The 23,201-nt window shown below is 63.7% G+C and carries 26 protein-coding genes; 13 read left to right on the forward strand and 13 right to left on the reverse strand.

Features of this window, described 5'->3' with window-relative positions:
* Positions 1-6 precede the first annotated feature (6 nt).
* Both RBH26_RS05230 and RBH26_RS05235 read left to right on the forward strand, forming a co-directional pair.
* The gene (locus tag RBH26_RS05230; RefSeq protein WP_306757043.1) at positions 7-1,008 is read left to right on the forward strand and encodes a CPBP family glutamic-type intramembrane protease; all 1,002 of its coding nucleotides are present in this window, start codon (positions 7-9) and stop codon (positions 1,006-1,008) included.
* Positions 1,009-1,033: 25 nt separating this feature from the next.
* On the forward strand, positions 1,034-1,387 hold the full coding sequence (locus RBH26_RS05235) for a hypothetical protein (protein ID WP_306757044.1): 354 nt from the start codon (positions 1,034-1,036) through the stop codon (positions 1,385-1,387).
* A 43-nt stretch (positions 1,388-1,430) separates the two neighbouring features.
* On the opposite strand, the gene RBH26_RS05240 is transcribed toward RBH26_RS05235, so the two are convergent.
* Positions 1,431-2,924 (reverse strand): HTTM domain-containing protein, encoded by a 1,494-nt coding sequence (locus tag RBH26_RS05240; protein ID WP_306757046.1) that lies wholly within the window; start codon positions 2,922-2,924, stop codon positions 1,431-1,433.
* Between the two features lie 209 nt (positions 2,925-3,133).
* Complete coding sequence (locus RBH26_RS05245) at positions 3,134-3,604, reverse strand: MGMT family protein (RefSeq protein WP_306757047.1); 471 nt, start codon at positions 3,602-3,604, stop codon at positions 3,134-3,136.
* Between the two features lie 175 nt (positions 3,605-3,779).
* On the opposite strand from RBH26_RS05245, the gene trpC reads away from it, so the two are divergent.
* The 4 genes from trpC to RBH26_RS05265 are packed head-to-tail and all read left to right on the forward strand — an operon-like array spanning position 3,780 to position 7,601.
* Positions 3,780-4,607: an indole-3-glycerol phosphate synthase gene (trpC, locus tag RBH26_RS05250; RefSeq protein ID WP_306757048.1), complete on the forward strand. Its 828-nt coding sequence runs from the start codon at positions 3,780-3,782 to the stop codon at positions 4,605-4,607.
* Between the two features lie 28 nt (positions 4,608-4,635).
* On the forward strand, positions 4,636-5,907 hold the full coding sequence (gene trpB / locus RBH26_RS05255; protein ID WP_306757049.1) for a tryptophan synthase subunit beta: 1,272 nt from the start codon (positions 4,636-4,638) through the stop codon (positions 5,905-5,907).
* Positions 5,904-6,779 carry a tryptophan synthase subunit alpha gene (trpA, locus tag RBH26_RS05260; protein WP_306757050.1) on the forward strand — a complete coding sequence of 292 codons (876 nt, stop codon included), beginning with the start codon at positions 5,904-5,906 and terminating at the stop codon, positions 6,777-6,779. The genes trpB and trpA overlap by 4 nt, the downstream gene beginning before the upstream one ends.
* Positions 6,780-6,803: 24 nt before the next feature.
* Positions 6,804-7,601: a 2-amino-3,7-dideoxy-D-threo-hept-6-ulosonate synthase gene (locus RBH26_RS05265; RefSeq protein WP_306757051.1), complete on the forward strand. Its 798-nt coding sequence runs from the start codon at positions 6,804-6,806 to the stop codon at positions 7,599-7,601.
* Positions 7,602-7,704: 103 nt separating this feature from the next.
* Here RBH26_RS05265 and RBH26_RS05270 read toward each other — a convergent pair whose 3' ends face one another.
* Entirely contained in the window at positions 7,705-8,661 is a 957-nt protein-coding gene (locus RBH26_RS05270) for a phosphorylase (RefSeq protein WP_306757053.1), read from the reverse strand.
* Between the two features lie 393 nt (positions 8,662-9,054).
* Here RBH26_RS05270 and RBH26_RS05275 point away from each other — a divergent pair, with 393 nt between their 5' ends.
* Both RBH26_RS05275 and RBH26_RS05280 read left to right on the forward strand, forming a co-directional pair.
* The gene (locus RBH26_RS05275) at positions 9,055-9,630 is read left to right on the forward strand and encodes a SprT-like domain-containing protein (RefSeq protein ID WP_306757054.1); all 576 of its coding nucleotides are present in this window, start codon (positions 9,055-9,057) and stop codon (positions 9,628-9,630) included.
* Positions 9,631-9,709: 79 nt separating this feature from the next.
* On the forward strand, positions 9,710-10,243 hold the full coding sequence (locus tag RBH26_RS05280; protein ID WP_306757056.1) for a hypothetical protein: 534 nt from the start codon (positions 9,710-9,712) through the stop codon (positions 10,241-10,243).
* A 62-nt stretch (positions 10,244-10,305) separates the two neighbouring features.
* Here RBH26_RS05280 and RBH26_RS05285 read toward each other — a convergent pair whose 3' ends face one another.
* Positions 10,306-10,983 (reverse strand): HAD family hydrolase, encoded by a 678-nt coding sequence (locus tag RBH26_RS05285; RefSeq protein ID WP_306757057.1) that lies wholly within the window; start codon positions 10,981-10,983, stop codon positions 10,306-10,308.
* 120 nt (positions 10,984-11,103) lie between these two features.
* Between RBH26_RS05285 and RBH26_RS05290 the strand changes: the two genes are divergently transcribed.
* Positions 11,104-11,925 carry a DUF6293 family protein gene (locus RBH26_RS05290; RefSeq protein ID WP_306757059.1) on the forward strand — a complete coding sequence of 274 codons (822 nt, stop codon included), beginning with the start codon at positions 11,104-11,106 and terminating at the stop codon, positions 11,923-11,925.
* A gap of 153 nt (positions 11,926-12,078) precedes the next feature.
* On the opposite strand, the gene RBH26_RS05295 is transcribed toward RBH26_RS05290, so the two are convergent.
* A complete protein-coding gene (locus RBH26_RS05295) occupies positions 12,079-12,396 on the reverse strand; it encodes a hypothetical protein (RefSeq protein WP_306757061.1) in 318 nt (105 codons plus the stop codon).
* 298 nt (positions 12,397-12,694) lie between these two features.
* On the opposite strand from RBH26_RS05295, the gene RBH26_RS05300 reads away from it, so the two are divergent.
* Entirely contained in the window at positions 12,695-13,891 is a 1,197-nt protein-coding gene (locus tag RBH26_RS05300; RefSeq protein WP_306757063.1) for a 3-dehydroquinate synthase II, read from the forward strand.
* Positions 13,892-14,106: 215 nt separating this feature from the next.
* Positions 14,107-15,237, forward strand: a complete 1,131-nt coding sequence (locus RBH26_RS05305) for an NADH dehydrogenase subunit (RefSeq protein ID WP_306757065.1) — start codon at positions 14,107-14,109, stop codon at positions 15,235-15,237.
* 33 nt (positions 15,238-15,270) lie between these two features.
* Here the strand turns inward: RBH26_RS05305 and RBH26_RS05310 are convergent, their stop codons facing one another.
* The 5 genes from RBH26_RS05310 to RBH26_RS05330 form a co-directional block, all read right to left on the reverse strand.
* Positions 15,271-15,438 carry a hypothetical protein gene (locus RBH26_RS05310; RefSeq protein WP_306757067.1) on the reverse strand — a complete coding sequence of 56 codons (168 nt, stop codon included), beginning with the start codon at positions 15,436-15,438 and terminating at the stop codon, positions 15,271-15,273.
* Positions 15,439-15,604: 166 nt separating this feature from the next.
* On the reverse strand, positions 15,605-16,024 hold the full coding sequence (locus RBH26_RS05315) for a zinc ribbon domain-containing protein (RefSeq protein ID WP_306757069.1): 420 nt from the start codon (positions 16,022-16,024) through the stop codon (positions 15,605-15,607).
* A 310-nt stretch (positions 16,025-16,334) separates the two neighbouring features.
* A complete protein-coding gene (locus RBH26_RS05320) occupies positions 16,335-17,351 on the reverse strand; it encodes a CAP domain-containing protein (RefSeq protein WP_306757071.1) in 1,017 nt (338 codons plus the stop codon).
* Between the two features lie 174 nt (positions 17,352-17,525).
* Entirely contained in the window at positions 17,526-18,212 is a 687-nt protein-coding gene (locus RBH26_RS05325) for a type I 3-dehydroquinate dehydratase (RefSeq protein ID WP_306757072.1), read from the reverse strand.
* 54 nt (positions 18,213-18,266) lie between these two features.
* Positions 18,267-19,259, reverse strand: coding sequence for a transcription initiation factor IIB (locus RBH26_RS05330; RefSeq protein WP_306757073.1), 993 nt, complete (start codon positions 19,257-19,259; stop codon positions 18,267-18,269).
* A gap of 219 nt (positions 19,260-19,478) precedes the next feature.
* Between RBH26_RS05330 and yjjX the strand changes: the two genes are divergently transcribed.
* Both yjjX and RBH26_RS05340 read left to right on the forward strand, forming a co-directional pair.
* A complete protein-coding gene (gene yjjX / locus RBH26_RS05335) occupies positions 19,479-20,012 on the forward strand; it encodes an inosine/xanthosine triphosphatase (RefSeq protein ID WP_306757075.1) in 534 nt (177 codons plus the stop codon).
* 189 nt (positions 20,013-20,201) lie between these two features.
* Positions 20,202-20,435, forward strand: a complete 234-nt coding sequence (locus tag RBH26_RS05340) for a hypothetical protein (protein ID WP_306757076.1) — start codon at positions 20,202-20,204, stop codon at positions 20,433-20,435.
* 206 nt (positions 20,436-20,641) lie between these two features.
* Here the strand turns inward: RBH26_RS05340 and RBH26_RS05345 are convergent, their stop codons facing one another.
* The 3 genes from RBH26_RS05345 to RBH26_RS05355 form a co-directional block, all read right to left on the reverse strand.
* Entirely contained in the window at positions 20,642-21,259 is a 618-nt protein-coding gene (locus RBH26_RS05345) for a MarR family transcriptional regulator (protein WP_306757078.1), read from the reverse strand.
* Positions 21,260-21,383: 124 nt separating this feature from the next.
* Positions 21,384-22,526: an SPFH domain-containing protein gene (locus tag RBH26_RS05350; RefSeq protein WP_306757080.1), complete on the reverse strand. Its 1,143-nt coding sequence runs from the start codon at positions 22,524-22,526 to the stop codon at positions 21,384-21,386.
* Between the two features lie 72 nt (positions 22,527-22,598).
* On the reverse strand, positions 22,599-23,180 hold the full coding sequence (locus RBH26_RS05355) for an NfeD family protein (protein WP_306757081.1): 582 nt from the start codon (positions 23,178-23,180) through the stop codon (positions 22,599-22,601).
* Positions 23,181-23,201: the final 21 nt, after the last annotated feature.

Genomic DNA, 23,201 nt, shown 5'->3' on the forward strand with positions numbered 1-23,201 from the left:
CGATCGATGACCCAGTGGGCGACGTTTACCGGTATCACGGGCGTCGTCCTCGTTTTGCTGTTGGTACTGTCGCATCTCACGCAGACCGCGTTTTCCGAGTCGACCGAGGATCGGAAGTCGAGAGTCGAGTCGACCGACGACCGGGGCTCGACAGCCGAGCCGGCGGCTGCCGACACTGACGACGATCGCGGTTCCGACTCTGGATTCGACCTCGAGTCACCACGGGAGTCGGAATCGCGGGCCGAAACTGTCGACTCGAGTCGTTCGGACGAGCCCGCCGACACAGACCCGAGCGCAGCCATCGACGGCGACGAGTCGATCACAGTCGACCCGGCCTCGAGTCGGCCGGCCGACCCCAGCCGTAGCGCCCGCTCCAACCGGGAGGGAATCGATCCCGACTCGCTCTCGACGGGCGAACTCCTGGCGAACGTCGCGTTCTCTCAGGGGCTGTTCGCGCTCGTGTTGATCGGTGCGGTGATCTATACGGGGATTCCGGCCGACGCGCTGGGAATCGAGTACTCGCTTGCCTACCTCGAGTCGGGACTGCTTTTGGGGACGGTGTTCGGACTCGTCCTCTACGTCGCAAACGAGATCGGTGCGGCCACGGCGACGCATTTCGGCTTCGATCACGACGAGCAGTTACGGGAGCTGTTAGCCCCCGATTCAGCGCAGGGCTGGCTGGTGTTGTTCGCGGTCGTCCTTCCGATCATCGCCGTCTTCGAGGAACTGCTCTTCCGGGCCGCGATGATCGGCGTCGTCTCGGCCGGCTTCGGGATCGATCCGTGGCTGCTCGCGGTCGTCTCCTCGGTGGCGTTCGCCCTCGGCCACGGGATGCAGGGATCGGTCGGGATCGTCGTCACGGGCGTCCTCGGATTCGTCCTCGCGGCGATCTACATCGTCACGGGGAGTCTCCTCGTCGTCGTCGTCGCCCACTATCTCATCAACGCCCTCGAGTTCGCCGTCCACGAAGGGGTCGGCTTCGACTGGGCGAAGACCCTCGAAAGCTAAGGTTGCCGACGCGTTCGAGTAGGGTATGAACGGACTCGAGGACGCTCCGGAGTCGGTCTATCGGGCGATCTTTCTCGGTATCGTCTTCTACTTCGCGTTGCTCGCGTACGCAAGTATCAGCGGCGATCCGCTGGCGGCGTTGGCCGCGGAGTTCGTCTTCGGCGTCATCGCGGTCGGCGTCGGGACGGTTCTCTACCTGCAGGTCGAGGACGTGCGACGGCAGTCGATACTCCTGGCCGCGTCGGCCTGTCTCGTCGTCGGTGGTGCTCTCCAGTTCGCGTACCTGTTTACTCGCGTGCCGACAGTAGACGTCGCGTCATCGTTCGTCGTCTTCGTCGGGATCGGGTGTTACGTCTACGCGGTCTGGTACGCCGAGTAGCAACGCGACGGCGATCGGCGGGACGTGACGACAGGGGACCGTATCAACAGGCGTGCTCGATTCGCTCGTCTGCGATCGGGTCGCCGACCGGGCCATCCGCGTCGACCGGCTGATCGACCCGATAGATCCGCACCGCTTCGAGGTCGCGGTCCGATCGCTCACAGACCGTCGTCGCTGCGGCCGCGTAGTGGTGCTCGTCCGCGTACCGGAGCTCGGTTCCGTATCGGTGCCAGAGCGTCGTCGGATACGTCTCCGCGGCGTCGGGCGGTCGATCGAACGAGATGTCGCCGCCGTCGATCGTGTCGACCGCCTCTCCTGACTCGAGTTCGCCCGCGACGACGTACCAGGAGGAGGCATCGGGCGGGTTCGGCGCGAAGAAGGCCCAACTCGCCTCCGAGAGCGCCTCGTCGACGTCGGGCTGGGGGGCGTCGACGCCGACGGTCGCCGCGTGCCAGACTCCGATAAACAGGAGAAATCCTACGAGTATCGCGGCGCTGCTGGCCCGGAGACTGCGACGAATTTTGGGCCGTGATTCGAGAACCGGCTGGATACCGACTCGAGCGCGATCGCCGACGTTTGGCCAGATCTGTTGCCCCGCCAGCGGCTCGAGCGATCGGACGCGCTCGTCTATGCGGTCCCAGACCGACGGGGGGAGAAAGAGCAGGAGGCCGGCGATCATGACGAACGGGAAGATCCCCAGCCGCATCGTCGCGGCCAACCCGAGATGGGCGGCGACGAAGGCTGCGACGAGTGCGATCCGCGGACGCCCGGTGTAGACGACGAGAAACACCGAGACGGTGAGCAAAGCGACCCAGAGCCAGTTGGCTGCGGCGAGCAGCGTCGACTGCTCGGCCAGGAACGGACCGAGCCCGACGATGTACTCCTCGAGGTAGAATATCCGCGAGACCGCGTCACCGGCCATCCAGGCGTCGCTCTGGTACTTGAGAACGGCGTTGACCGCGTAGATGGCGGTGAAGTGGGCGAGCAGCGTCGCCGTCGCGAGCGAGCAGACCCGCTGATCGCCGTCCGACCTCTGACTGGCGTCGATCGCCCATCTGGCGTCCAGTGGGAGAAACAGCCCGAGGAAGAGAAAGCTGAGCAGGATCGTGTCGCCACCGTTGACCAACAGCGGGTTCCGGGCGTGCAGCGAGGCCAGGAGGACGAGCGAGACCGCAGTCGCGAGTCGCATTCGGTAGCCGACGAGTAGGCAGACGGCCGCGAAGGCGGCGACGACGAACAGCAGCGCCTGGACCCACGCCGAGCCGGCTATCGCGTGCAGCGACAGCGAGGCAAACGGCGGGTACGCCGCCGCGAGCGCCTCACGGGGAAGAACGCCGGCGTCGGTGTAGAAGTCGATCAGCCCCGGCGCTCGATAGCCGAGCAGGTCGGCGAGCAACAGGAATCCAAGCGCGATCCGGAACGCCGCCAGTGCCCGCAGATCGATCCCCAGTCGTGGCTTGACGATCGCGTGCGCCGACGCGAGCAGCGACTCGACCCGATCGGAACGGCCCGACCGAGAGCGACCGTGGCCTGTCATTCGAGGCCGCTGTTGTTAGCAGGAGTATAAGTGCTTTGTCGTCTCAGTGACGACAAAAACCGCAGCGGAGCACTCGCGGAGCCAAACCGGCGAGCGATCCCGTCAGATCGACGGTCCGAGTCGGCCGCTTGGCTCTCGAGTGGCGGTAATCGTCGGCGCCGACGAAACGCGATCGACGTTGGAACCGGTCACAGAGTCCGACGCGGCGGTCACAGGCCCTCGAGCGAGCGCAGCTTCTGTTCGACGGCCGGCGGTGCGGCACTTGGGCCATCGCGTACGCGGTGGTCGGGGATCAACAGCGGCGCCGGGTTCTCGTCTAAGGCGGTGCGGACGAGGATGACGTCGTCTTCGTCCTCGTGATCGAGGTCGGGCGTCATCCGGGCGAGCGTCTCGACGCCGACCTGATCGCCGTAGGGGATCTCACGTACCTGTTCGAGGACGGCCCGCTGGTCGGTCGGCACCGTCAGCGCAACCTCGACGTCGTCGAAGTCGATCTCCTCGAGGCCGTCGAGATACTCGAAGATCCGGTCGAGCACGGCGTGGTCCTCCTCGGCCCCCTCGTCCGGTGTGTCGGGAAACGAGACGCTCAGGACGCGCCCGCTCGCGATTCCGAGCTGAACGTATCGGTCGAGGTACGGCGATTCCTTCGCGTAGATTCCGGCGTCCGTGACGTCCTCCATGTGTGTGGCTTGGGGACAGGGACTTGAATAATCGCCGGTCGCGTGTTCTCGCATGGGTCGTCTCGACGTGTCTCGAGTGCGGTCACGCCGAGATGTCGATCCCGTCGACGACTCGAGCCCTGTCCGGCTGAATGACGCAAGGCTTTTGTACACATGAGTACGTTGATGTACAACAATGAACTCCGATACGGACCTCGCGCCCGCGGTGGCGTCGATCCTCGAGGCCGCCCGAGAGCGGACGGGCGGGGAGGACGTCGTCGACGTGGACGCGCGGTCGCTGCCGGACGCGATCGATCGGGCCGAGTCCGACGGCCGCGTGCCGATAATCGCCGAAGTAAAACCGACGAGTCCAACCGCCGATGGGACCCGCGACGACGATCCCGTCGAACTGGCCGAAGCGATGGTCGAGGGCGGTGCGACGGCGATCTCGGTGCTTACGGAACCGAGCCACTTCGAGGGCTCACCCGAGGCGCTGACCCGCGTTCGGGAGGCCGTCGACGTTCCCGTGCTCCGGAAGGACTTCGTCCTTGACGAGGCGGGGATGGACGTCGTCGAGGCGGACCTGCTGTTGCTGATCGCTCGCTTCGTCGACGATCTCGAGGGCCTCGTCGCGGCAGCCAGACGGCGGGGCTTCCAGCCGCTCGTCGAGGTCCACGACCGCGAAGAACTCGAGACGGCCCTCGCAGCCGGCGCCGAACTTATCGGCGTCAACAACAGGGATCTGGCGCGACTCGAGGTCGACCTCGAAACCTTCGAGTCGGTGGCGCCCCACGCGAGACGTGTGACACGTTCCGATGGAGCAAACGGCGACGCCGTACCCAACGCTCCTGACGACGTGACGCTGATCGCCGAAAGCGGCGTCTCGTCGCCGGCCGACGTCCGACGGATGCGCGCGGCCGGCGCCGACGCCCTGCTGGTCGGCAGCGCTATTATGGACCACGGCGCGGCCGACAGCGACGTGACCGAAAACACGCGGCGATTGGTCCAGGCGGAGGACGACTAACCATGGACGGGACAGACGGAGACGAGATATGAGCACGAGCGACCACGACCACGACAGTATCCGCGAGCGAGACAGCGAAGCCACCTTCGGTGACTACGGCGGCCAGTACGTCCCCGAGGCCCTGATGCCGGCGCTTCAGGAACTCGAGGACGCCTACGAACGCTACGTTTTGAACAACGAAGACGGCTTCATGGACGAGTTCCGCGAGCGTATGCGCGACTTCGGCGGCCGTCCGACGCCGCTGCAGCGCGCGGATCGACTGAGCGAGCGCTACGATCGCGAGATCTACCTCAAGCGTGAGGACCTCGTCCACGGCGGCGCACACAAACTAAACAACGCCCTCGGGCAGGTGTTGCTCGCGAAGTACATGGGCAAAGAGCGGATCATCGCCGAGACCGGCGCCGGACAACACGGCACGGCGACCGCGATGGCTGCGGCCCACCTCGACATGCCCTGTGAGATCTACATGGGCCGGACCGACGTCAACCGCCAGCGCCCGAACGTCTACCGGATGCGGATGAACGGCGCCGAGGTAAACCCCGTCGACGCCGGCAGCGGAACGCTAAAGGAGGCGATCAACGAGACGATGCGCGACTGGGCGACGACCGTCGAACGGACTCATTACGTCATCGGGTCGGTCGTCGGCCCCCACCCGTTCCCGAAGCTGGTTCGTGACTTCCAGGCCGTCATCGGCCAGGAGGCCCGCCAACAGATCCAACAGCAGGCCGGCCGGCTCCCCGACAGCGTCGTCGCCTGTGCAGGCGGTGGCTCGAACACGATGGGTACCTTTCACGAGTTCGTCCCGGACGACGACGTTTCCCTCTACGCCGTCGAGGCCGGCGGCTCGAGCCTCCAGATCGACGAGGACGAAGGCGTCGCTCCCAACTCCGCGACGCTCTCGACGGGTACCGACGGCGTCCTCCACGGTGCGATGACGAAACTCCTCCAGAGCGAGGACGGACAGATCGTCGAGTCCCACAGCGTCAGCGCCGGCTTGGACTACGCCGGCGTCGGCCCCGAACTCTCCCATCTCGTCGAGACCGGCCGCGTCACGCCGGTCAACGTCGGCGACGAGGCCGCGTTGAACGGCTTCCATCGGCTCTCGAACCTCGAGGGGATCATTCCGGCTCTGGAGTCGAGTCACGCGCTGGGGTATCTAGAGGAACAGCACGAGGAACTCGGCGACCTCGTCGTCGTCAACGTCTCCGGTCGCGGCGACAAGGACCTAGAAACCGTTCTCGAGGAGACCGAGACGCGCGATCTCGAGGCCGCCCCGGACGTGGAGGTGTTCGATTCGTGAGCGACGACGGACAGCCGACGACCGCCGCCGCCGGCAGCGACATCGAGGCCGCCATCCGCGAGAACCACCCCGCCTTGATCACCTACATCACCGCGGGCGACCCTTCACTCGAGGAGACGAAAGCGTACGTCGAGGCCCTCGACCGCGGCGGCGCAGACCTAATCGAACTCGGCCTCCCGTTTTCCGAACCGGTCGCCGAGGGCGCGACGATCCAGGCCGCGATCAACCGCGCGCTCGAGGCCGGCACGACCCAGGAGGGCTTTTTCGAGCTGGTCGACGAACTCGAGACCGAGGCGCCGCTGCTGGTGATGACCTACTACAACATGATCCTCCAGTACGGAGAAGCGACCGCGGACGTGGGGCCGTTCGTAGAGCGGGCGGCCGATGCGGGGCTGTCGGGGATCATCGTCCCAGATCTCCCCGCCGAGGAGGCCGATCCGCTGCGGACGGCCTGTGACGATCACGGGCTCGATCTCGTCTTTATCGTCGCGCCGACGACCGAAGGCGAGCGCCTCGACCGGATCATGTCCCAGGTGTCGGGCTTTGCCTACGTACAGGCTCGACTCGGGACGACCGGTGCTCGCGGCGACGTCTCGAGTGCGACCCACGAGAGTCTCGCACGACTCGCAGAGTACGACGTCCCCAAGGCCGTCGGCTTCGGCGTCAGCGAGGGCGACCACGCCGCCGAAATCGTCGAAGCCGGTGCCGACGGCGTCATCGTCGGCAGCGCGTTGATCGATATCATCGCCTCAAGTGACGATCCGGTTGCCGACCTCGAGGCGAAGGCGGCGGAGCTCAAACGCGGCGCCGTCCGTGGCGGAGAATCCCTCACGAACGATGTAGAAGATGCACCGGAACCAGAACAGCCATAACTGCAAGCTTGCTACACTCCCGCAATGACCACACCAGGCACTGAAGCACGACTCGATCGAATCGGTACAGACGGCTCCTACGTGATCGTTCCCATGGATCACGGCATCACCATCGGTGCCGTCCAGGGGCTGAAAGACATCGAATCGACGATCGACGGCGTCACCAGCGGCGGTGCAGACGCCGTCCTCACCCAGAAAGGGATCGCGTCCCGCGTCCACGAGAACAAAAACGGCAAGGGTTACATCGTCCACCTCAACGGGTCGACGACGATCGGCCCCGACGAGAACGACAAACGCATGACCGGTACGGTCGAGGAGGCCGTTCGTGCCGGTGCCGACGCTGTCTCCTTCCACATCAATGTCGGTTCGGACCACGAACCAGACCAGATCTCCCAGCTCGCCGAGGTCACCGAGGCGGCCGACCGGCTCGGGATGCCGGTACTCGCGATGGCCTACGCCCGCGGCCCGGGCGTCGACCCTGAAGATCCCGAAGCGCTCGGTCACGCAGTTCGCCTCGCCGAGGAACTCGGCGCCGACATCGTCAAGACGGGCTACAGCGGCGACGCCGAGAGCTTCCAGCACGTCGTCGAATCGACGCGGCTGCCGGTCGTCATCGCCGGCGGTTCGAAAGGGACCGACCGCGAGACGGTCGAGATGGTCCGTGGCGTCATGGACGCCGGCGGCGCCGGCGTCTCGATGGGCCGGTCGATCTTCCAGCACGAGGACCCCGAAGCAATCGCTCGCGCAGTCGCCGGTGTCGTCCACGACGACCTCCCGACCGAGGAGGCACTGGCCCGGGCCGGGCTGGCACTCGAGGCCTAATACGATCTCCTGTCGTCACTGCCCGCCGATCGCCGACCCCGCCCTGGCGATCGGCGGGAGCTCGGTACAGCAGTCCGTATAAGACCGGTCGTCGATCGTTATATCAGTCGGCACCGCAGAGATCGAGTGGGTCCGTCACGACGAGGGCCTCGACGACCGCAGAACCGACGCGAGCGGCGTTGTCGATCGCCAGCGAGAGACTCGAGGGATCGCCGTCGAAACTCTCCGTGACGGACTCGCCGGGTGCCGGCCGGTCGTAGTTAGAGACGGCACGAACGCTTAGGTATCGCTCGGACAGACCGAAGCGCCCGAGGGCGGTCGCCGTCGCGGCATCTTCCATCTGGGTCGTCACGTAGGGAGCGACGCCGTACTGCTCGCAGAGCCACTCGACCTCGCGAGCGTAGCGGGGACCGTGCCAGAATTCGTCACCACAGACGGTCGCCCCGCGTTCGATCGTCGGTCCTGAATCGGGTGCGTTCGGGTATCGTCGCTGGTACTCACGAGTGTCGTCGTCTTCGCAGAGGTCGACCGTCCGGGCTGCCTCGAGCGCACAGTCGACGACCGACCCCTCGAGGCGGTGGACGTAGTCCCGCGGGCGGTAGGCGAGGAGATCGATGGGACGGTCCTCGGCGCGCTCGGCTTCGTCTGCATCCGAGCGGTGGTCCCACCGGTGTTTCCGGTCCCAGTCGACGACCGCGTCGGCGATTGCGACCGAGCCGAGTGCAGTCGTTTCGGGCGACGAACCCGCGATCCCACTCGAGACGACGTAGGCCGACTCGAGATCGAGCCCCGGGTTCGCGAGGGTGGCGGTGACGGTCGTCGCCGCGTCGCTTTTGCCGATCCCGGTCGTCGTGACGGCGATTCCGGCGTCGGTCACGTAGACCGGCGTCTCGGCTCCCGGGATCGCGAGTGCGTCCGTGATCTCGTAGCGCTCGAGCCACGGCCGACGCTCATCGAGCGGATCCTCGAAAGCGGCAGTAAGGACCAGCGCGTCGGGACGGAGCGGATCGTCAGGGTCGGGCGCTCGGGGTGTCGGCAGTGAACGCGAGTCCGCGGTCATGCTCGAGCAACGGTTTCGTCCCCTTGTCAGACTGTCGGACAGCAGGCAGTGATACTGTCGGACAGAACTATTGTGAGAATTTGCCGCTTCCGTCCGGCGAATTCTCTTCAGTGACTTCTGTCCGGCAGTATGAGCCGTCGGTCGCGACGTCGCGGCCGCCACTCGCGGGGACGGCCCCAGTTATACGGTTTACTGTACGTCAGTGCCGGCGTAACCGCGACCCGGGCGGCGGTTACGCCGGTACATCGGTACAGGGATCCGTATCACGCGACCTGTGAATCGTGTTGTATCAACTACCCGATCGTCACGGACGTCCATAGTCGGCGTATGGATCGCCTGATCGGGATTGGGGTGACCGGAACACCTTCGAGAGCCGGGGACGTTTCATCGATCGTGACTACTGCGGACGACGAGCTCACGGTCGACGACGAGATCGTCGCTCGAGCCCGAATCCACACTCGCGACGTCCTCGACGGGTGTGACCTCGAGATCGATCGCGACGCCCTCGAGTGGACGGTCACGACCCGCCCGCGACGACGGGCCGGGGCGTGTCGATGGGACGCTGATCGCGAGGTGGCGACGATCGTCCTGACCCGGCAGGCCTACGAGCGCTACGAGTGGGAGGCGTTCGCTGGCGTCGTCCGCCACGAGCTCGTCCACGTCTGGGAGTTCCAGCGCTTCGGCGAGTCCAGCCACGGTCCTCGCTTTCGCGAGCAGGCAACACGCCTCGAGGCGCCTCGACACTGTGAGACGTTCGCCGAGCCGCGGTACGTCCTGCGATGTCTCGCAGCCGACTGCGATTGGGAGGCCCACCGACATCGTGCCTCGAAGCCAGTGAAAGCGCCCGGAACGTATCGCTGTGGGACGTGTGGGAACACATACGAGGTCGAGCACGTCGACAGCGGGCGTACCTGGACGACTGCGAGCGGATTCGGCGGGGCGAAAGCGGCACTCGGTGACCGCTGGTGAGGCCTGTATTCCCCGGGGACGGACGTTCCCGCGAGCGGGCCACGGAACACTTATTCGACTGCCCCTGTCTGTTTCAGCTATGGGAATACTCGATTTGATGCTGGGTCAATCCGAGCCCGGCGAGCAGGGGGTCGAGGGGCGCTCGTACAAACTGCCGAAAGAGACCCACGACTTCGTCTACCCGATCGCCGTGCGACGGCCCGAGATCGACGCGTTCACGTCGTTGCTCGAGGCCGAGGCCGATGCACCAGCACTCGAGGGCGACGCCGACGAACTCCAGTCCGTCTTCGACGACGTCCTCGGCGACAGCGAGATCGACGCCGAGGAGTTGGCCGAGAAACAGCGCAAACCGCGTCGCGAGACCGAACGGATCGTCGACCACTGGGACGAGCAGCTGACCGACGACGTTGGCGTCGTCTACGCCCGTCCGGGAACGTATCCGACGCTGCTATCCTTCGTCAAACGCTGCAAACAACGCGACGAGGACACTGCCGACGAGTTCGAACTTCCTGACGAGTTTGCCGCGGGCACCGCCCTACTCAAGCGCCTCGAGGAAGCGACAAGCGATCAGTACCGCGCCGTCGTGCACACGGATCTCCTCCCCGACGAATAAGATATCACGCTCTGTCGTCTCTCCTCTCTCGAGCGACCCGATCGCTCCGAGTGAACGAGTCGCTAGACGATCGTCTCGAGGGCCTCGAGCGACGACAGCTCGTAGGTCGGCTCGTGGCGCTGTCCGTCGAGTCCGCTGGCTTCGGTGTCGATCCAGGCCGAATCGAGCCCCATCGCGTTCGCGCCGGCGACGTCGGCGTGCAGCGAGTCGCCGACGTGGATCGCCGCGTTCGGGCTCGCGTCGAGTTCCGAGAGCGCGTACTCGAAGGGGGCTGTGTCGGGTTTCGGGTAGATGCCCGCACTCGGTTCCGTGAAGACGCGGACGTCGAAGGCGTCGGCGATGTCAAGCGCCTCGAGTTTCTTCGTCTGTGTCCGGCGACCACCGTTGGTGATCAGCCCGACTGGACCGACCTCGCGGGCGAGCTCGAGGGCGGTCTTCGCGCCCGGGCGAAACTCGACGGCGGTCGGATCCTGGACCGCAAGGTATCGGTCGGCGAGGATGGGAGCGACGTCGGGATCGGCGTCGGTACGGTCGGCGACCTCGCGAAAGAGGTTCTCGTAGAACTCGCGGTCCGTTTCCGCGGTCGGAAGCGACGGCACGGCCGCTTGCAGGTCCGCCGGCGTACAGAACTGATCGACGTCGGCCCGATCGAACGCCGACTCGAGCAGCGTCGCGGGGTCCTGCGTCGACTCACAGAGGGTGCGATCGAGATCGAAACAGATCGCGTCGTAGGCAGCCATTCGTCGAATGTTGGGCCGGACGCGTTCTTAACGTTTCGACGGCCGTGACGGCGTGGACGTCCTCGAGTTGACGCGTCGTCGATCCATAGACATTATTTTCACGCCCACATCTATCGTTCCATGAACGTCGTCAAACGCGTCCACATCGTCCCGCTTGGGTACGAGTACGATCGGATCCTCGAGCCGATCAGGGAACAACGGGCCGATATCGTCTACCTGCTCGAGGACGACGGGACGGCCGTGGGAACGCGCACCGGCGAGGCCGACTACCACGACGAGCTCCGAGCGGAACTCGAGTCGATCGTCCCCGAGGTTCGGACGCGTGAGTGTGATTTGACGGACGTCTACGCCGTCCTCGGCGAGGTGACGACGATCGCTGCCGACCACGCCGACGACACCGTCTCGGTCAACGTCTCCGGCTCTGGGACGATCCCCGCGATCGGCGCGACGATGGCCTGTATGGACGTCTCGACGGACGCCCACGCCTACTACGTCGAGCCCGAGGAGTACGCCCACGACGGCGAGCGCGAACCGATCTCGACGGGCGTAACCGCTACCGAACAACTCCCGACGTATCCAATCGATTCCCCGACGCCCGACCAGGTCGCGATTATGGCGTTTCTGGCCGACCCTAACGCCTGGGATGGCTACCACGACGCCAGAACCACGCCACCGAAGAAGAAAGATCTGATCGAGTACGCCCGCGATCGTGGACTCTCTTTTATGGCTGATCGTCGCCCGCCCACAGAGCGAAGCGGCGAAGACAAAGGTGCCTTTCGCGTCCTCGATACGCACGTCCTCGAGCCACTCGAGGCGGACGGCTACGTCACGATCGAATCCGTCGGCCGCCGCCGCGTCGTCGAACTCACGGAACGCGGCGAGAACGCGTATCGAGCGTTCAAACACAAACTCGCCGAGACCGACACTGGAGACGGCTCGTGATTGCTCGAGGACAGAACAGTCGGGAAACCCAATCCTAGCCCGTGGAGTGTCGACACGCTGGGGACGAAGAGTTGAGACGACGGTGAGGGAGGGCGTGAAGGGCAGGCGTCAGCAGGGTGTGGCGGCCGTCGCGGGACGACGACCCGGAATCGCTCATACTGTCGACCAGTAGGCCAATCGCGTCCCCAGCCGTGCGAACTCGAGGTCCCCCGAGGCGCTCGACGTGTGCTTGGAGGGCCGTCTCGTCGATGGCCTCTCGCGGTCGTCACGGTAGCCGTCCGTCTCGGCCGTCGCCCGCGCGATGAGGAACGGGACAGCGGCTGCCAGCCGCGAGTTGGGGAGTTCCGGGCCAGCGACACCCGTCCGGTCGGCGACCGCTTCGACCTCGAGTCGACGACCGGCGTCCTCGATCGAGGGCTCGCCGTTCGCGGCCGGCGTCAGTTCCGTACTCGGCGGGTGTCGCTGGCCCATACGAGATCGATCGTCGTGGCTGATATTATCTACTTCTGAGAAAGTATCGATACAATTGTTACTATCGTTACCATCATTATTTTTGCACCAACTCGAGTATCGCACCTCGTGGGCCCGTGGGACGGCGAGTTTCGATCCTGGCCCAGATCACGTCGGATCGAACCGCGGATAAAACCGGGATTCGAACCGACCGGCCGGTCGAACGTCCCATCGGAGTCGGCAAGAGACGACCGAACCGCCCGACGGGTCGCCTGCGGGATTCGCCACGTTCAAGCCGGTTCCCTTCGAGGGTCGAGATATGACGCGATCTGTCTGGGTCAAAGCCGACGACACCGTCGGCGACTGGGACGACCGTCGAGCGCGGATCACTGCCGCACTCGAGGCTGGCGCTGACTGGGTACTGGTCGATGAAGACGACGTCGAACGCGTACGCGAACTCGGCGACATCAACGTCGCTGCCTTCCGAACCGACGGCGACGTGACGCTGGTCGACGACGTCGACGCCGAAGACGAGTCCGAGCCGGACTCGGCGGCGAAACCTGATGCCGTCGTCGTCGGCAAGGACGGTGAGGGCGACGCGACGATCGACATCCCCGAGGACTTCTCCGGGTCGGCGGACCTCTCGACGCTTCGCCGCCGCGACGGCGACCTAGAGCGTGGCGCCTACGTCCGGATCCTCGGCAAGGAGTACGAACACTTCGCCGAGACCGCCGCCGAGGAAGCCGATCACACCATCGTCGTCGGCGAGGACTGGACGATCATCCCCCTCGAGAACCTGATCGCCCGCATCGGCGAGGAGACGGACCTCGTCGCGGGCGTCACCAGCGCCGAAGAGGCGAAGACAGCCTTCGAAACCTTAGAGATCGGTGCTGACTCCGTCCTGCTCGACTCGGACGATCCCGACGAGATCCGCCAGACCGTCGAGGTCCGCGACGAGGCCGAACGCGAGAGTCTCGACCTCGAGTACGCCGAAGTGCTCGACGTCGAACGCGTCGGCAGCGCCGATCGAGTCTGTGTCGATACGGGCAACTTACTCGACCACGACGAGGGAATGCTCGTCGGGTCGATGGCCCGCGGACTCGTGTTCGTCCACGCCGAGACGGCCGAATCCCCCTACGTCGCCTCGCGACCGTTCCGGGTCAACGCCGGTGCCGTCCACGCGTACGTTCGCACGCCCGACGGCGGCACGAAGTACCTCTCGGAACTGCAAAGTGGTGACGAGGTCCAGGTCGTCGACACCGATGGCAACACCCGTGAGGCCATCGTCGGCCGGGTCAAAATCGAGAAACGGCCGATGTTCCGGATCGCCTTAGAGACCGACGAGGGCGACCACGTCGAGACGCTGCTCCAGAACGCCGAGACGATCAAGGTTCCCACCCGTGAGGGTCGAACGGCCGTGACCGACCTCGAGGCCGGCGACGAACTCCTCCTCTACTACGAGGACACGGCACGCCACTTCGGCGAGGCCGTCGAAGAGAGCATCATCGAAAAGTAACGACCGTTCTACCTGTATATTTCCTGTCACCCATACGAATCAATTCGGAGCGTATCCTGCGTCGGATTCGTCCGAATCCGACCGATCGTATGGCAGATTCGCCGACTATAACCCATATTTTATACTATATTCGGTTTGTCTTTCCACTCGTCTATTATTTTGGGTTCGTAGCGAACAAGGTCTATGGTTCTTGTTATCGTCCCACTAGCTGTGCTATGAGTGTTACTCGAGAAACCATCCGATCGGTCGAACTGCCCGAATTTGCAGTGACGCTTCGAAACGCCGGGCTAGCAGGAGCTGGCGGCGCCGGATTCCCGACATACGCCAAGTGGGAACGCCTCGCAGAAGTCGACTCGCTGCTTGTCAATCACCAGGAGAGTGAGCCGAACTACTATATGGACAAGTGGCTCGGGCGCGAACGCACTGACGAACTCGCCGGCCTCTTCGACGGCCTCCTCGACGCCGCGTTCGATCGAATCGTCATCGCCGCCAAACACACCAATCGCGACGAGTGGCTTCGCGAACTCGAGGCCGCAACGGGTGCGACGATCTACGAGCCCGACGAGCTCCCGGTCGACGAGGACGAGACGGGCGTTTCGATCGCCTACACCGACGACAGATACGAGTACGGGATGGAATCGGTCCTCATGCGACTCGTGACTGACACCGTGCTGGGCGGTGACGAGTTACCGATGGACCACGGCTGGCTCGTCCAGAACACCGAAACGCTCTACAACGTCCGACGGGCGCTCGTCGAAGACGAACCGATGACGACGAAGTTCGTCCACGTCGACGGACGGGTCCCGACCCATCGCTTTCTGGAAGTGCCGATCGGAACGCCCGCAACCCGACTACTCGAGGCCGCGGGCCGAACCGATGGGTTAGACGACAACGAGGTCATCCTCGACGGCGGACCGGGCTGGTGTTTCGAGATCGAGGACCCACCCGAGACGTTCGGTGTCCGCAAGCGGACGAACTGCCTGCTCGTCATGGAGGAGTCGGTCGTCGAAGAGAACCGGATCGGGAGTGGTGGTCGCGTCAACGTCCTCGCACCCGCGGCGTGGAAACGATCGGTCCACGAAACGGAACCAACCGCAGGCCTTCGTCCTGATCGCGTCGAGGTACCCTTGATCACGAATCCCGATTTCGAGGGAATCGTGACTCCGAGCAACCCGGTCGTGGGAACGGGTGAGCAGGTCGAGGCCGGCGAGATGATCGCCCGGCCGGCCGACGGGATCAGCATCGCTCACCACGCTCCGATCGACGGAACGGTCACCCGCATCGGCAACTGGGCGATTACGATCGAGCAAACGGCCGAAACCGCGACCGAAGCCGGGTCGAGTTGAACGTCGCTGGCCGATGCGAGGAAGTGTCGGTCGCTATCGGCGACACGGTCGGAGAACCGTCGATCTGATCCACGCCGACGGGTTTCGCCGGTCACAGATGACTGTCCCCTCGTCGGCCTCGTACCGTACGTACTGGTCGAACTCGTGTTCGGTCGCGACGCTCTGATCGGTTTCGGTCTCGGGGTCGGTATGGCTTCGCATTCGAGATCACGTTCGCCGGCCACGATCGGTGACCGACGTGATAGCCGTCGTATCCGGCGTTCGAAGAAAAGGGCTCCGTAGAATGAACTACAGTGTGATAATATCCCGAATGAGTGATAGTACCGTGGTCGGCGAGGGTAGGTGACCGAGTTCCCGCAAGCGTCAGTTACGTTTTCGTCGGTTCCTCCTCGTTGGCTTTCGGTTCGAGGCGCGTCGTACACCAGTGACAGAACTCGAGGTCCTCGTCGAGCGCCTTCCCACATTCGGGACAGCTCGGGCCATCCCCATCACCGTTGCCGGATTCCGGTGGGAACCCGAGTGCGCGAAACGTCGCATCGAGCGCGGCGATCATCGTCACGAACAGGATCGTCAGCTGAGTCATCGTATCGATGTCGGCGGCGACGTCCATCATTTCGGACATCGAGCCCGCGGCGGCCAGTTGGTCGGTGGGGAAAAAGAGCCAGACCGTCGTGAAGTACAAACCCGCAAACAGGAGGGCACGAACCCAATCCCGAAGCACGGCGTGTCCAGCACCGGGGAGGAGCACCGAGAGGCCGGCGGCGGCGATCGCACGAAGCCATGTCATTGTACGTGGTGCTAGGGGACCCCGGCCCTTAACATTCCGATTTTTGATTCGTTTACCAGGATTCATACGGTCGACGTATTCATCGACCCAACGAATTGCCGGGACTATATACTCATAAGGAATTATATAGTATTTTATCTATAGTTATAGAAATTTATAGTATTGCAGATACCTCGAGACGACGGGACTGAACCCAAACCGTAGATAATCGAGAAAACCGATGTTTTGCGCCGAAGAAAATGGTTCGACGGCCGATCGTGTCCCGACCGAAACCGGGTCACTCCATCGTACCGTCGTCTCGCCGCTACCGTTAGCAGAAGTTCTGAGTGGCGTACACCTCGTCGTCCTCAGTCACGTGGATTCCGATCCCCTCGTTGTTCCAGTGTTCGGCGAGGAGATTCTCGCGGTGGCCGTCGGAGTTCATCCACTGGTCGACGATCCCGTCGGCCAGTTCGCGTTCGTCGGTGTATTCGACGACCGCACCTGTGTCGGTTTGGACCGGCTGGTTGACGTACGTCATGGCGAGGTTCTCACCACCGGTGTAGTAGCTGCCGTCACCGGTGTACGCCCGGCACTCGTAGCCGTGTGCCGCGTAGCGATCCTCGAAGGTGTTTCCGTCAGGATCGACGTGGGCGAAGTACCCGCGCTCGGCCATGTCCTCGCTGTGTGCACGTGCGATCTCCTGGAGATCGTCGTCGAACTCGAGGGCCTCGAGGCCACGGTCGGTACGTTCCTCGTTGACTGCCTGGTGGACGTACCGTTCGACGAGCACTCGGTCGAGTGTGTCGTCGTCGCTTTCGGCTGCATGGCTGTCGTCCTCGACGGCATCGTCTTCGCTCGACGCGTCTTCGTCGTCGGCCGGTGCACTCGAGTCGTTGTGTGTGGCGTCGTCTCCGGTTGGCTCGTCGGCCGGTGTATCGTCGGCAGAGTCGTCTGCGGTATCGCCGTCGGATCTGTCCGTGTCGCTATCGTCCGCGAACTCGTCACTGTCGTCCTCGTTTGCATCATCGTCGTCCGATGGCACGTCGGCCCCCGAATCGCGATCGTCGACGCCGGTTGCGTCGTCACTATCGTTCCACCCGCTGAACGGACTCGAGAACACGTCGTCAATCGCACTCTGGATGATGGCTGTCGTGTCGACGGTCAACGTGATATCAGCCGTGTCCGAACCGTCCGCCTCCACTGTCAACCAGTTCGAGGTGGCGAACGAATCATCCTCCGCATCCGGGCCGGCTGTCGCGGTCGCCGTGGCACCGACACCGACGACGCTCACGGCGAGGAGCGCGATCACTGCTACTGTTACCGTTACTCGTGAAAGTCGTTTCATCGATACAGTCACGACTATATAAACGTCGTAGGAGAACAGCCGTCTTCATATGTACATCAGTTTTAAGCCAGAACTGTATTGTCACCTTGATTTAAGGCACGTGTAGGAATATCCGAAAGTGGTTTCGTTCCGAACGGCGTCGGTCGTCGTCGAACTCGATACGTTCCGCTACGATCAGTTAAGCGCCGTGACCAGCTCAGAGAGCGTCTCGAGATCGTACTGTCCTGGCGCAGTCGCATCCGCAGCATCTACAGGTGCGTAGCCGATTTTCGACCCGTACACCGGTGCCACCGCACGCGTGTGACTTCCCGCTTCGCCCATCGCCATCGTCGCGACCGTATCTCCGTGATACGTCAGTTGCTCCGTCGCGGAGAGCAGTGCGATCGTATCCGACTTCGACTCCGCCGTAACGGCCAACTTGGCGACGTCACCGTACTTGCCCGCCTCGGTCAGCGTCGAGACCATCTCGCCTCGCGGTGGCGTCCCCTCGAAGTCGTGAGCCGAGACGATGATCGAGACGTCTCGCTCCCGGGCCGTCTCGAGCACTGCGTCAGTCCCGATCTCGTCGTCTCCAATCGCCTCGAGTTCCACGTCGATCGCTCCGACGGCGTCGAACCCGGTCGCCTCGGCTAGCACTTCCAGCCGCTTCTCGTCGTCACCGTCCCACTCGCCGCCTTCCCAGGCGGCACGGTTCGTCGCCAGGATCGGCAACTCTCCGTCGTAGTTCTCGAGCGCTTCCAGTGGCTCGTCGGTCAGGTCCATCCGAAACTCGATGGCGTCGGCATGCTCGCGGGCGGCGGGCTCTTCGCTGAGGTCGGCGGTCGATGCGGCGAGGACGAACTCGTCGAACTCGAGGCTCATCGCTCCGATGTAGCGCCGAGAGAAAGAAAAACGGTGTCGGTTCGTCCCGCAGAATCAGGCCATTCCCAGCGTCTCCTCGGCCTCGAGGAGTTCGTGGTAGCGGTTCCGAATGGTCACTTCGGAGATGTCGGCGACGTCGCTGACGGCGGCCTGGGTGGTCTTCTCGTTGGTCAACAGTGCAGCGGCGTATACGGCGGCCGCAGCGAGGCCGACCGGCGACTTGCCGCTGTGGACGCCCTTCTCCTTCGCGTTTTGGAGGAGCGCGCGGGCGCGGTGTTCGGCCTCGTCCGAGAGCTCGAGTCCGGAGGCAAAGCGGGGAACGTAGCTCTCGGGATCTGCGGGCTGGACCTCGAGGCCGAGTTCGCGAACCACATAGCGGTAGGTACGGGCGATCTCGTTTTTCTCGACGCGGGAGACGTCGGCGATCTCGTCGAGCGAACGGGGGACACCGGCCTGGCGAGCGGCAGCGTAGACACAGGCCGTCGAGACGCCTTCGATCGAACGGCCGGGGAGCAGATCCTCCTCGAGTGCGCGACGGTAGATGACGGAAGCGGTTTCGCGGACGTTCGTTGGCAGGCCAAGCGCCGAGGCCATCCGGTCGATCTCGCCAAGCGCCTGTTTCAGGTTCCGCTCTTTGGAGTCCCGCGTCCGGAAGCGCTCGTTCCACTTGCGCAGCCGTTGCATCTTCTCGCGCTGGCGCGACCCCAGGGAGTTGCCGTAGGCGTCTTTGTTCCGCCAGTCGATGTTCGTCGAGAGGCCCTTGTCGTGCATCGTGTTCGTCGTGGGCGCACCCACGCGGGACTTCTCGTTTTTCTCCGTGGCGTCGAACGCTCGCCACTCGGGGCCACGATCGACCGAGTCCTCTTCGACGACCAGGCCACAGTCCTCACAGACGGTCTCGCCGTGTTCGTCGTCGACGACGAGGTTACCTGCACACTCCGGACAGGCGAGGTCGTTTTGTTCGGACTCAGTCTCGGTTTCGCTCGTTCGCTCGGTCGTTTCGCGTTCGGTACGTCGTACTCTGGTGTTCGATGGTGTGTTGCTCATACGATGGCAAATGCTGACCGGCCGAACTGACTGCAAAAGCCCGGACGGGTTCGTTACCTACCTGGTTCAGACACTCGATGGTTAAGGGTTTCGAAATCGAAAGCCGACACCTCTCGAGACCGGGTAATTCGCGGGAACTAGTATTATCGATCAAAACATTAAAGCTGGGAAGCGTTCCCAAATCGGAGTCCCCAAAACCGTTCCGTTCGAACTGCCGGTATGGAGTTTGCGGTCGCAGTCGGCAGCACGAACCCGGTCAAAGTCGCGGCGGTCGAACGGACGCTCGAGCGATTCGAACCGACGGTCACCCCGGTCGGCGTCGACTCCGGCGTTCCCGAACAGCCGTGGTCGATCGAGGAGACCGTCACAGGCGCCGAGAACCGCGCCCGACGAGCGCTCGAGGCAACTGACACCGATTACGGCGTCGGTCTCGAGGGCGGCGTCGCCAGGGTCGACGGTGTGCCTGGGTTGGCGCTGATCATGTGGGCCGCCGTCACCGACGGTGATCGTATCGAACGCGGCGGCGGACCGACGCTTCGTCTTCCCGACGACGTCGCCGACCGACTCGAGGACGGCGGGGAACTGGGGCCGGTGATGGACGAGCGACTCGGCACCGACGGCATCGCCGAGACCGACGGTGCCGCCGGCGTGCTCACGGCCGGGCTCACCGACCGGACGCGAGCGCTCGGTGAGGCAGTCGCGTGTGCGTTCGGACCGTTCGTTGCCGACGAGTCGCGCGGAGGCGACTCGTGAAGACGAGTTCCGTGATACGGAAGTTCTTCGAACCGAGACGTTCATCGAATCCCATATATTAACCGGCCGTACCAAGGAAATCTTTCTACCCGATTATGCTCCGATTACTCGAGGGTAAAATCGCATGACGGCGGCGGGTTAACCGCACGTACCAAACCCCCTAAGGGCGTTCCACCGTTTCATACGAGTATGAGCACTGCAATGGCCGCCGACCTCACGAGCAAGCAACGTCGGATCCTCCAGTACCTTCGGGAAAACGCGGGGACGAAGACGTACTTTAAATCCCGGCTCATCGGTCAGGAACTCGGGATGACCGCGAAAGAGGTCGGATCGAACATCACGGCACTGCAGGAAGGCGACTTCGACATCGAGATCGAAAAATGGGGTTACTCCTCGAGCACGACCTGGAAGGTCGACGCATAACGTTCCCTTACATCCGCTTTCCGGGACTCGCGTAGGGGATCACCAGACCCCGATACGTCGATTTCGGTCGTCATATTTTCTCTTTCGACACTACTCCCCGAGTAGCGACGCTGGCCTGGAGCGACGCCGTCGGTTCGCCGTTGGGTCGATGAGAAAAATCACCGCTGTCTCCGAGTAAGTCCTTGTTACTCGGATGTATCGAGATACTACCCGTGGTACTCGAGTAGTTTATCGGCGTCACGTGCGAGTTGCTGTGCCGACTCGCCGAAGGAGTCGGCGTGACGCACGATCAGCAACAGGACGGTTTCGGGCCGTTCGACGGCGTAGCCGTCTTCCCGTGAGAGCAGACCGGCAGTCTCGAGTTCGCCAGCGTACTTGCTAACCGTCGGCGGCGAGACGTCGAGTGCCGTCGCGAGGTCGCCGGCGGTCGCCTCGGGGTTCTCGAGGAGTTGGATCAACATTCCGCGTGGCGTCTCCCGTCGGAGATAGCCAAGCGCTTGCTTTTCGAACTCGTCGAATCGACCGGCCGGAACGAACCGTTTGTAGTCGCCGTCCGGATAGTGCTCGATGACGCCGTGTTCCTCGAGGTGACGCAGGTGGTGTTGGGTCTCGCCGGTTCCGAGCTGGAGGTCGTCTCGGACCTTCGAGAAGTGGGCGCCGGGCGTCAGCGAGAGATAGCCGGCGATCGCGTCGCGGGCGTCGCTCTCTCCGGTTTCGGCCGCTGCCGATTCCGAAAGACCAGCAAGCGGTGTCGCCGCGCCGAGCGCGGCGAAGCGACGCAGGGTCGCTCGTTTCTCGTCGTCGACCCGCTCTGATCCTGTCATGCGATGCGTACTACCCGAAACGCGGCGCGCCCTAAAACCGGTTTCGCTCCGCTTTATTCACCGAAAACTGACTATCCTCCTCCAGAGAGGATTCTCCGTTCACGGCGGGCGTGAATTCAGTGCGCTAGTTGTTCGTGCTGGTGTCGGTGTCGCCCGCGAACTCCTGATCCATCTCTTCGATGACCTCGTCGGGATCGGTGATCGTACCGGCGTCTTTTCCTTCCTTGATCGCCTGGGCTTCCTGTTCCATCGCTTCGAGGTCCATCTCGGCTTCCTCGTCGATCTCGCCGATGATCTCGGCGATGTCGTCGAGGCCGATCAGTTCGCGAGTCTCTTCGTCGAACTCGAGGCTCTCGAGTTGGCCGTCGGTTTCGGCGACGTCGCTGCCGGTCAGGTGTTTGCCGTAGCGACCGACCATCGAGGACAGTTCCTGTGGCAGGACGAACGTCGTCGACTCGCTTTGGCCGATTTCTTCGAGGGTCTCCATGCCTTTGTCGATGACCGCGCGTTCGCCCATCGACTCGGCCGAGCGAGCGCGCAACACGGTCGAAATCGCGTCACCCTGGGCCTCGAGGATCTGGCTCTGTTTCTCACCCTGTGCGCGGATGATCTCACTCTGCTTGTCACCTTCGGCCTTCTCGACGGCGCTGCGGCGTTCACCCTGTGCTTCCAGGATCATGGCACGACGCTTTCGCTCGGCGGAGGTCTGTTGTTCCATCGCACGCTGGACGTCCTTCGAGGGGTTGACCTCGCGGACTTCGACGCTTTCGACGCGGATCCCCCACTCGTCGGTGGGTTCGTCGAGTTCCTGGCGGATGCGTGCGTTGATCTCCTGGCGCTTGTTCAGCGTGTCGTCGAGTTCCATGTCACCCAGGACGGCACGCAGGGTCGTCTGGGCGAGGTTCGAGACGGCCTTCTTGTAGTCGTCGACCTGCAGGAACGCCTTCTTGGCGTCCATAACCTTGATGTAGACGACGGCGTCGGCCGTGACGGGCGAGTTGTCACGCGTGATCGCTTCCTGGCGGGGGACGTCCAGGGTCTGTGTTCGCATATCGAATCGGTACGTGTTCGAGACGAACGGCGGGACGAAGTTGATCCCCGGCTCGAGGAGTTTTCTGTACTCGCCGAAGACAGTCAGTGCACGCTTCTCGTAGGCGTCGACGATCTCGATCGCACTGAGCAGTGCGGCGACGACGACGAGGAGGACGAGGGCACCTACGAACAGCAGGGCACCACCGGTGGTCTGCATTGGTATTTCTACGACCATAGTTCGCTCTTACGGTGGTGGCGGGAAAAACGTTCTCTTATTTCACCGACATATCGTGCTGATTCGAACTGATTAGCTCGATTTTTCGGTTTCGGTCTCGGTCTCTGGTTCGGACTCGGACTCGGACTGTGACTCTTCGTCGTCGGCCTGCCCGCGGGCGAGTGCACGATCGATCTCGTCTTCGCCGATCGCGCCCAGCGATTCGACCGTCAACACGTTCCCGCCGCCGGGATCGAGGACGATGATCTCTTCTCCCTCTTCGATCGTTCCACTCGTCGATCGAGCGCTGTAGTAGGGTGCGAAGCCGCCCTCGTCGAGTTTGACCTGCCCGTCGCGTGGCGTAACGGTCTCCGTGACGTAGCCCGTCGAGCCGGCCAGCGAACTCGAGTCCGACGTCTGGGCGGTGCCTTTCCCGCCGTAGAAGTCGAACTCGTTGTAAACGTACGCCGCGGCGAGTCCGATAACCAGCGTCAATCCGGCCAACACGAACGCGTTGGCAACGGGTGGAAAGAGTACGCCGATGAGCCCCGCACCGACCAGTGCGACGCCGATGACGATGAGGTGTGCTCCCGGCGAAATGGCCTCGAGACCCATCAGTATGAGCCCGACGACCAAGAGCACGAGTGGCATGTTCCCGAAGAGGAGTTCGAGCATACCTCGAGCTAAGTTCTCACC

The organism is Natronolimnohabitans sp. A-GB9 (assembly GCF_030848565.1).
In the GTDB taxonomy this organism is placed as follows: domain Archaea; phylum Halobacteriota; class Halobacteria; order Halobacteriales; family Natrialbaceae; genus Natronolimnohabitans.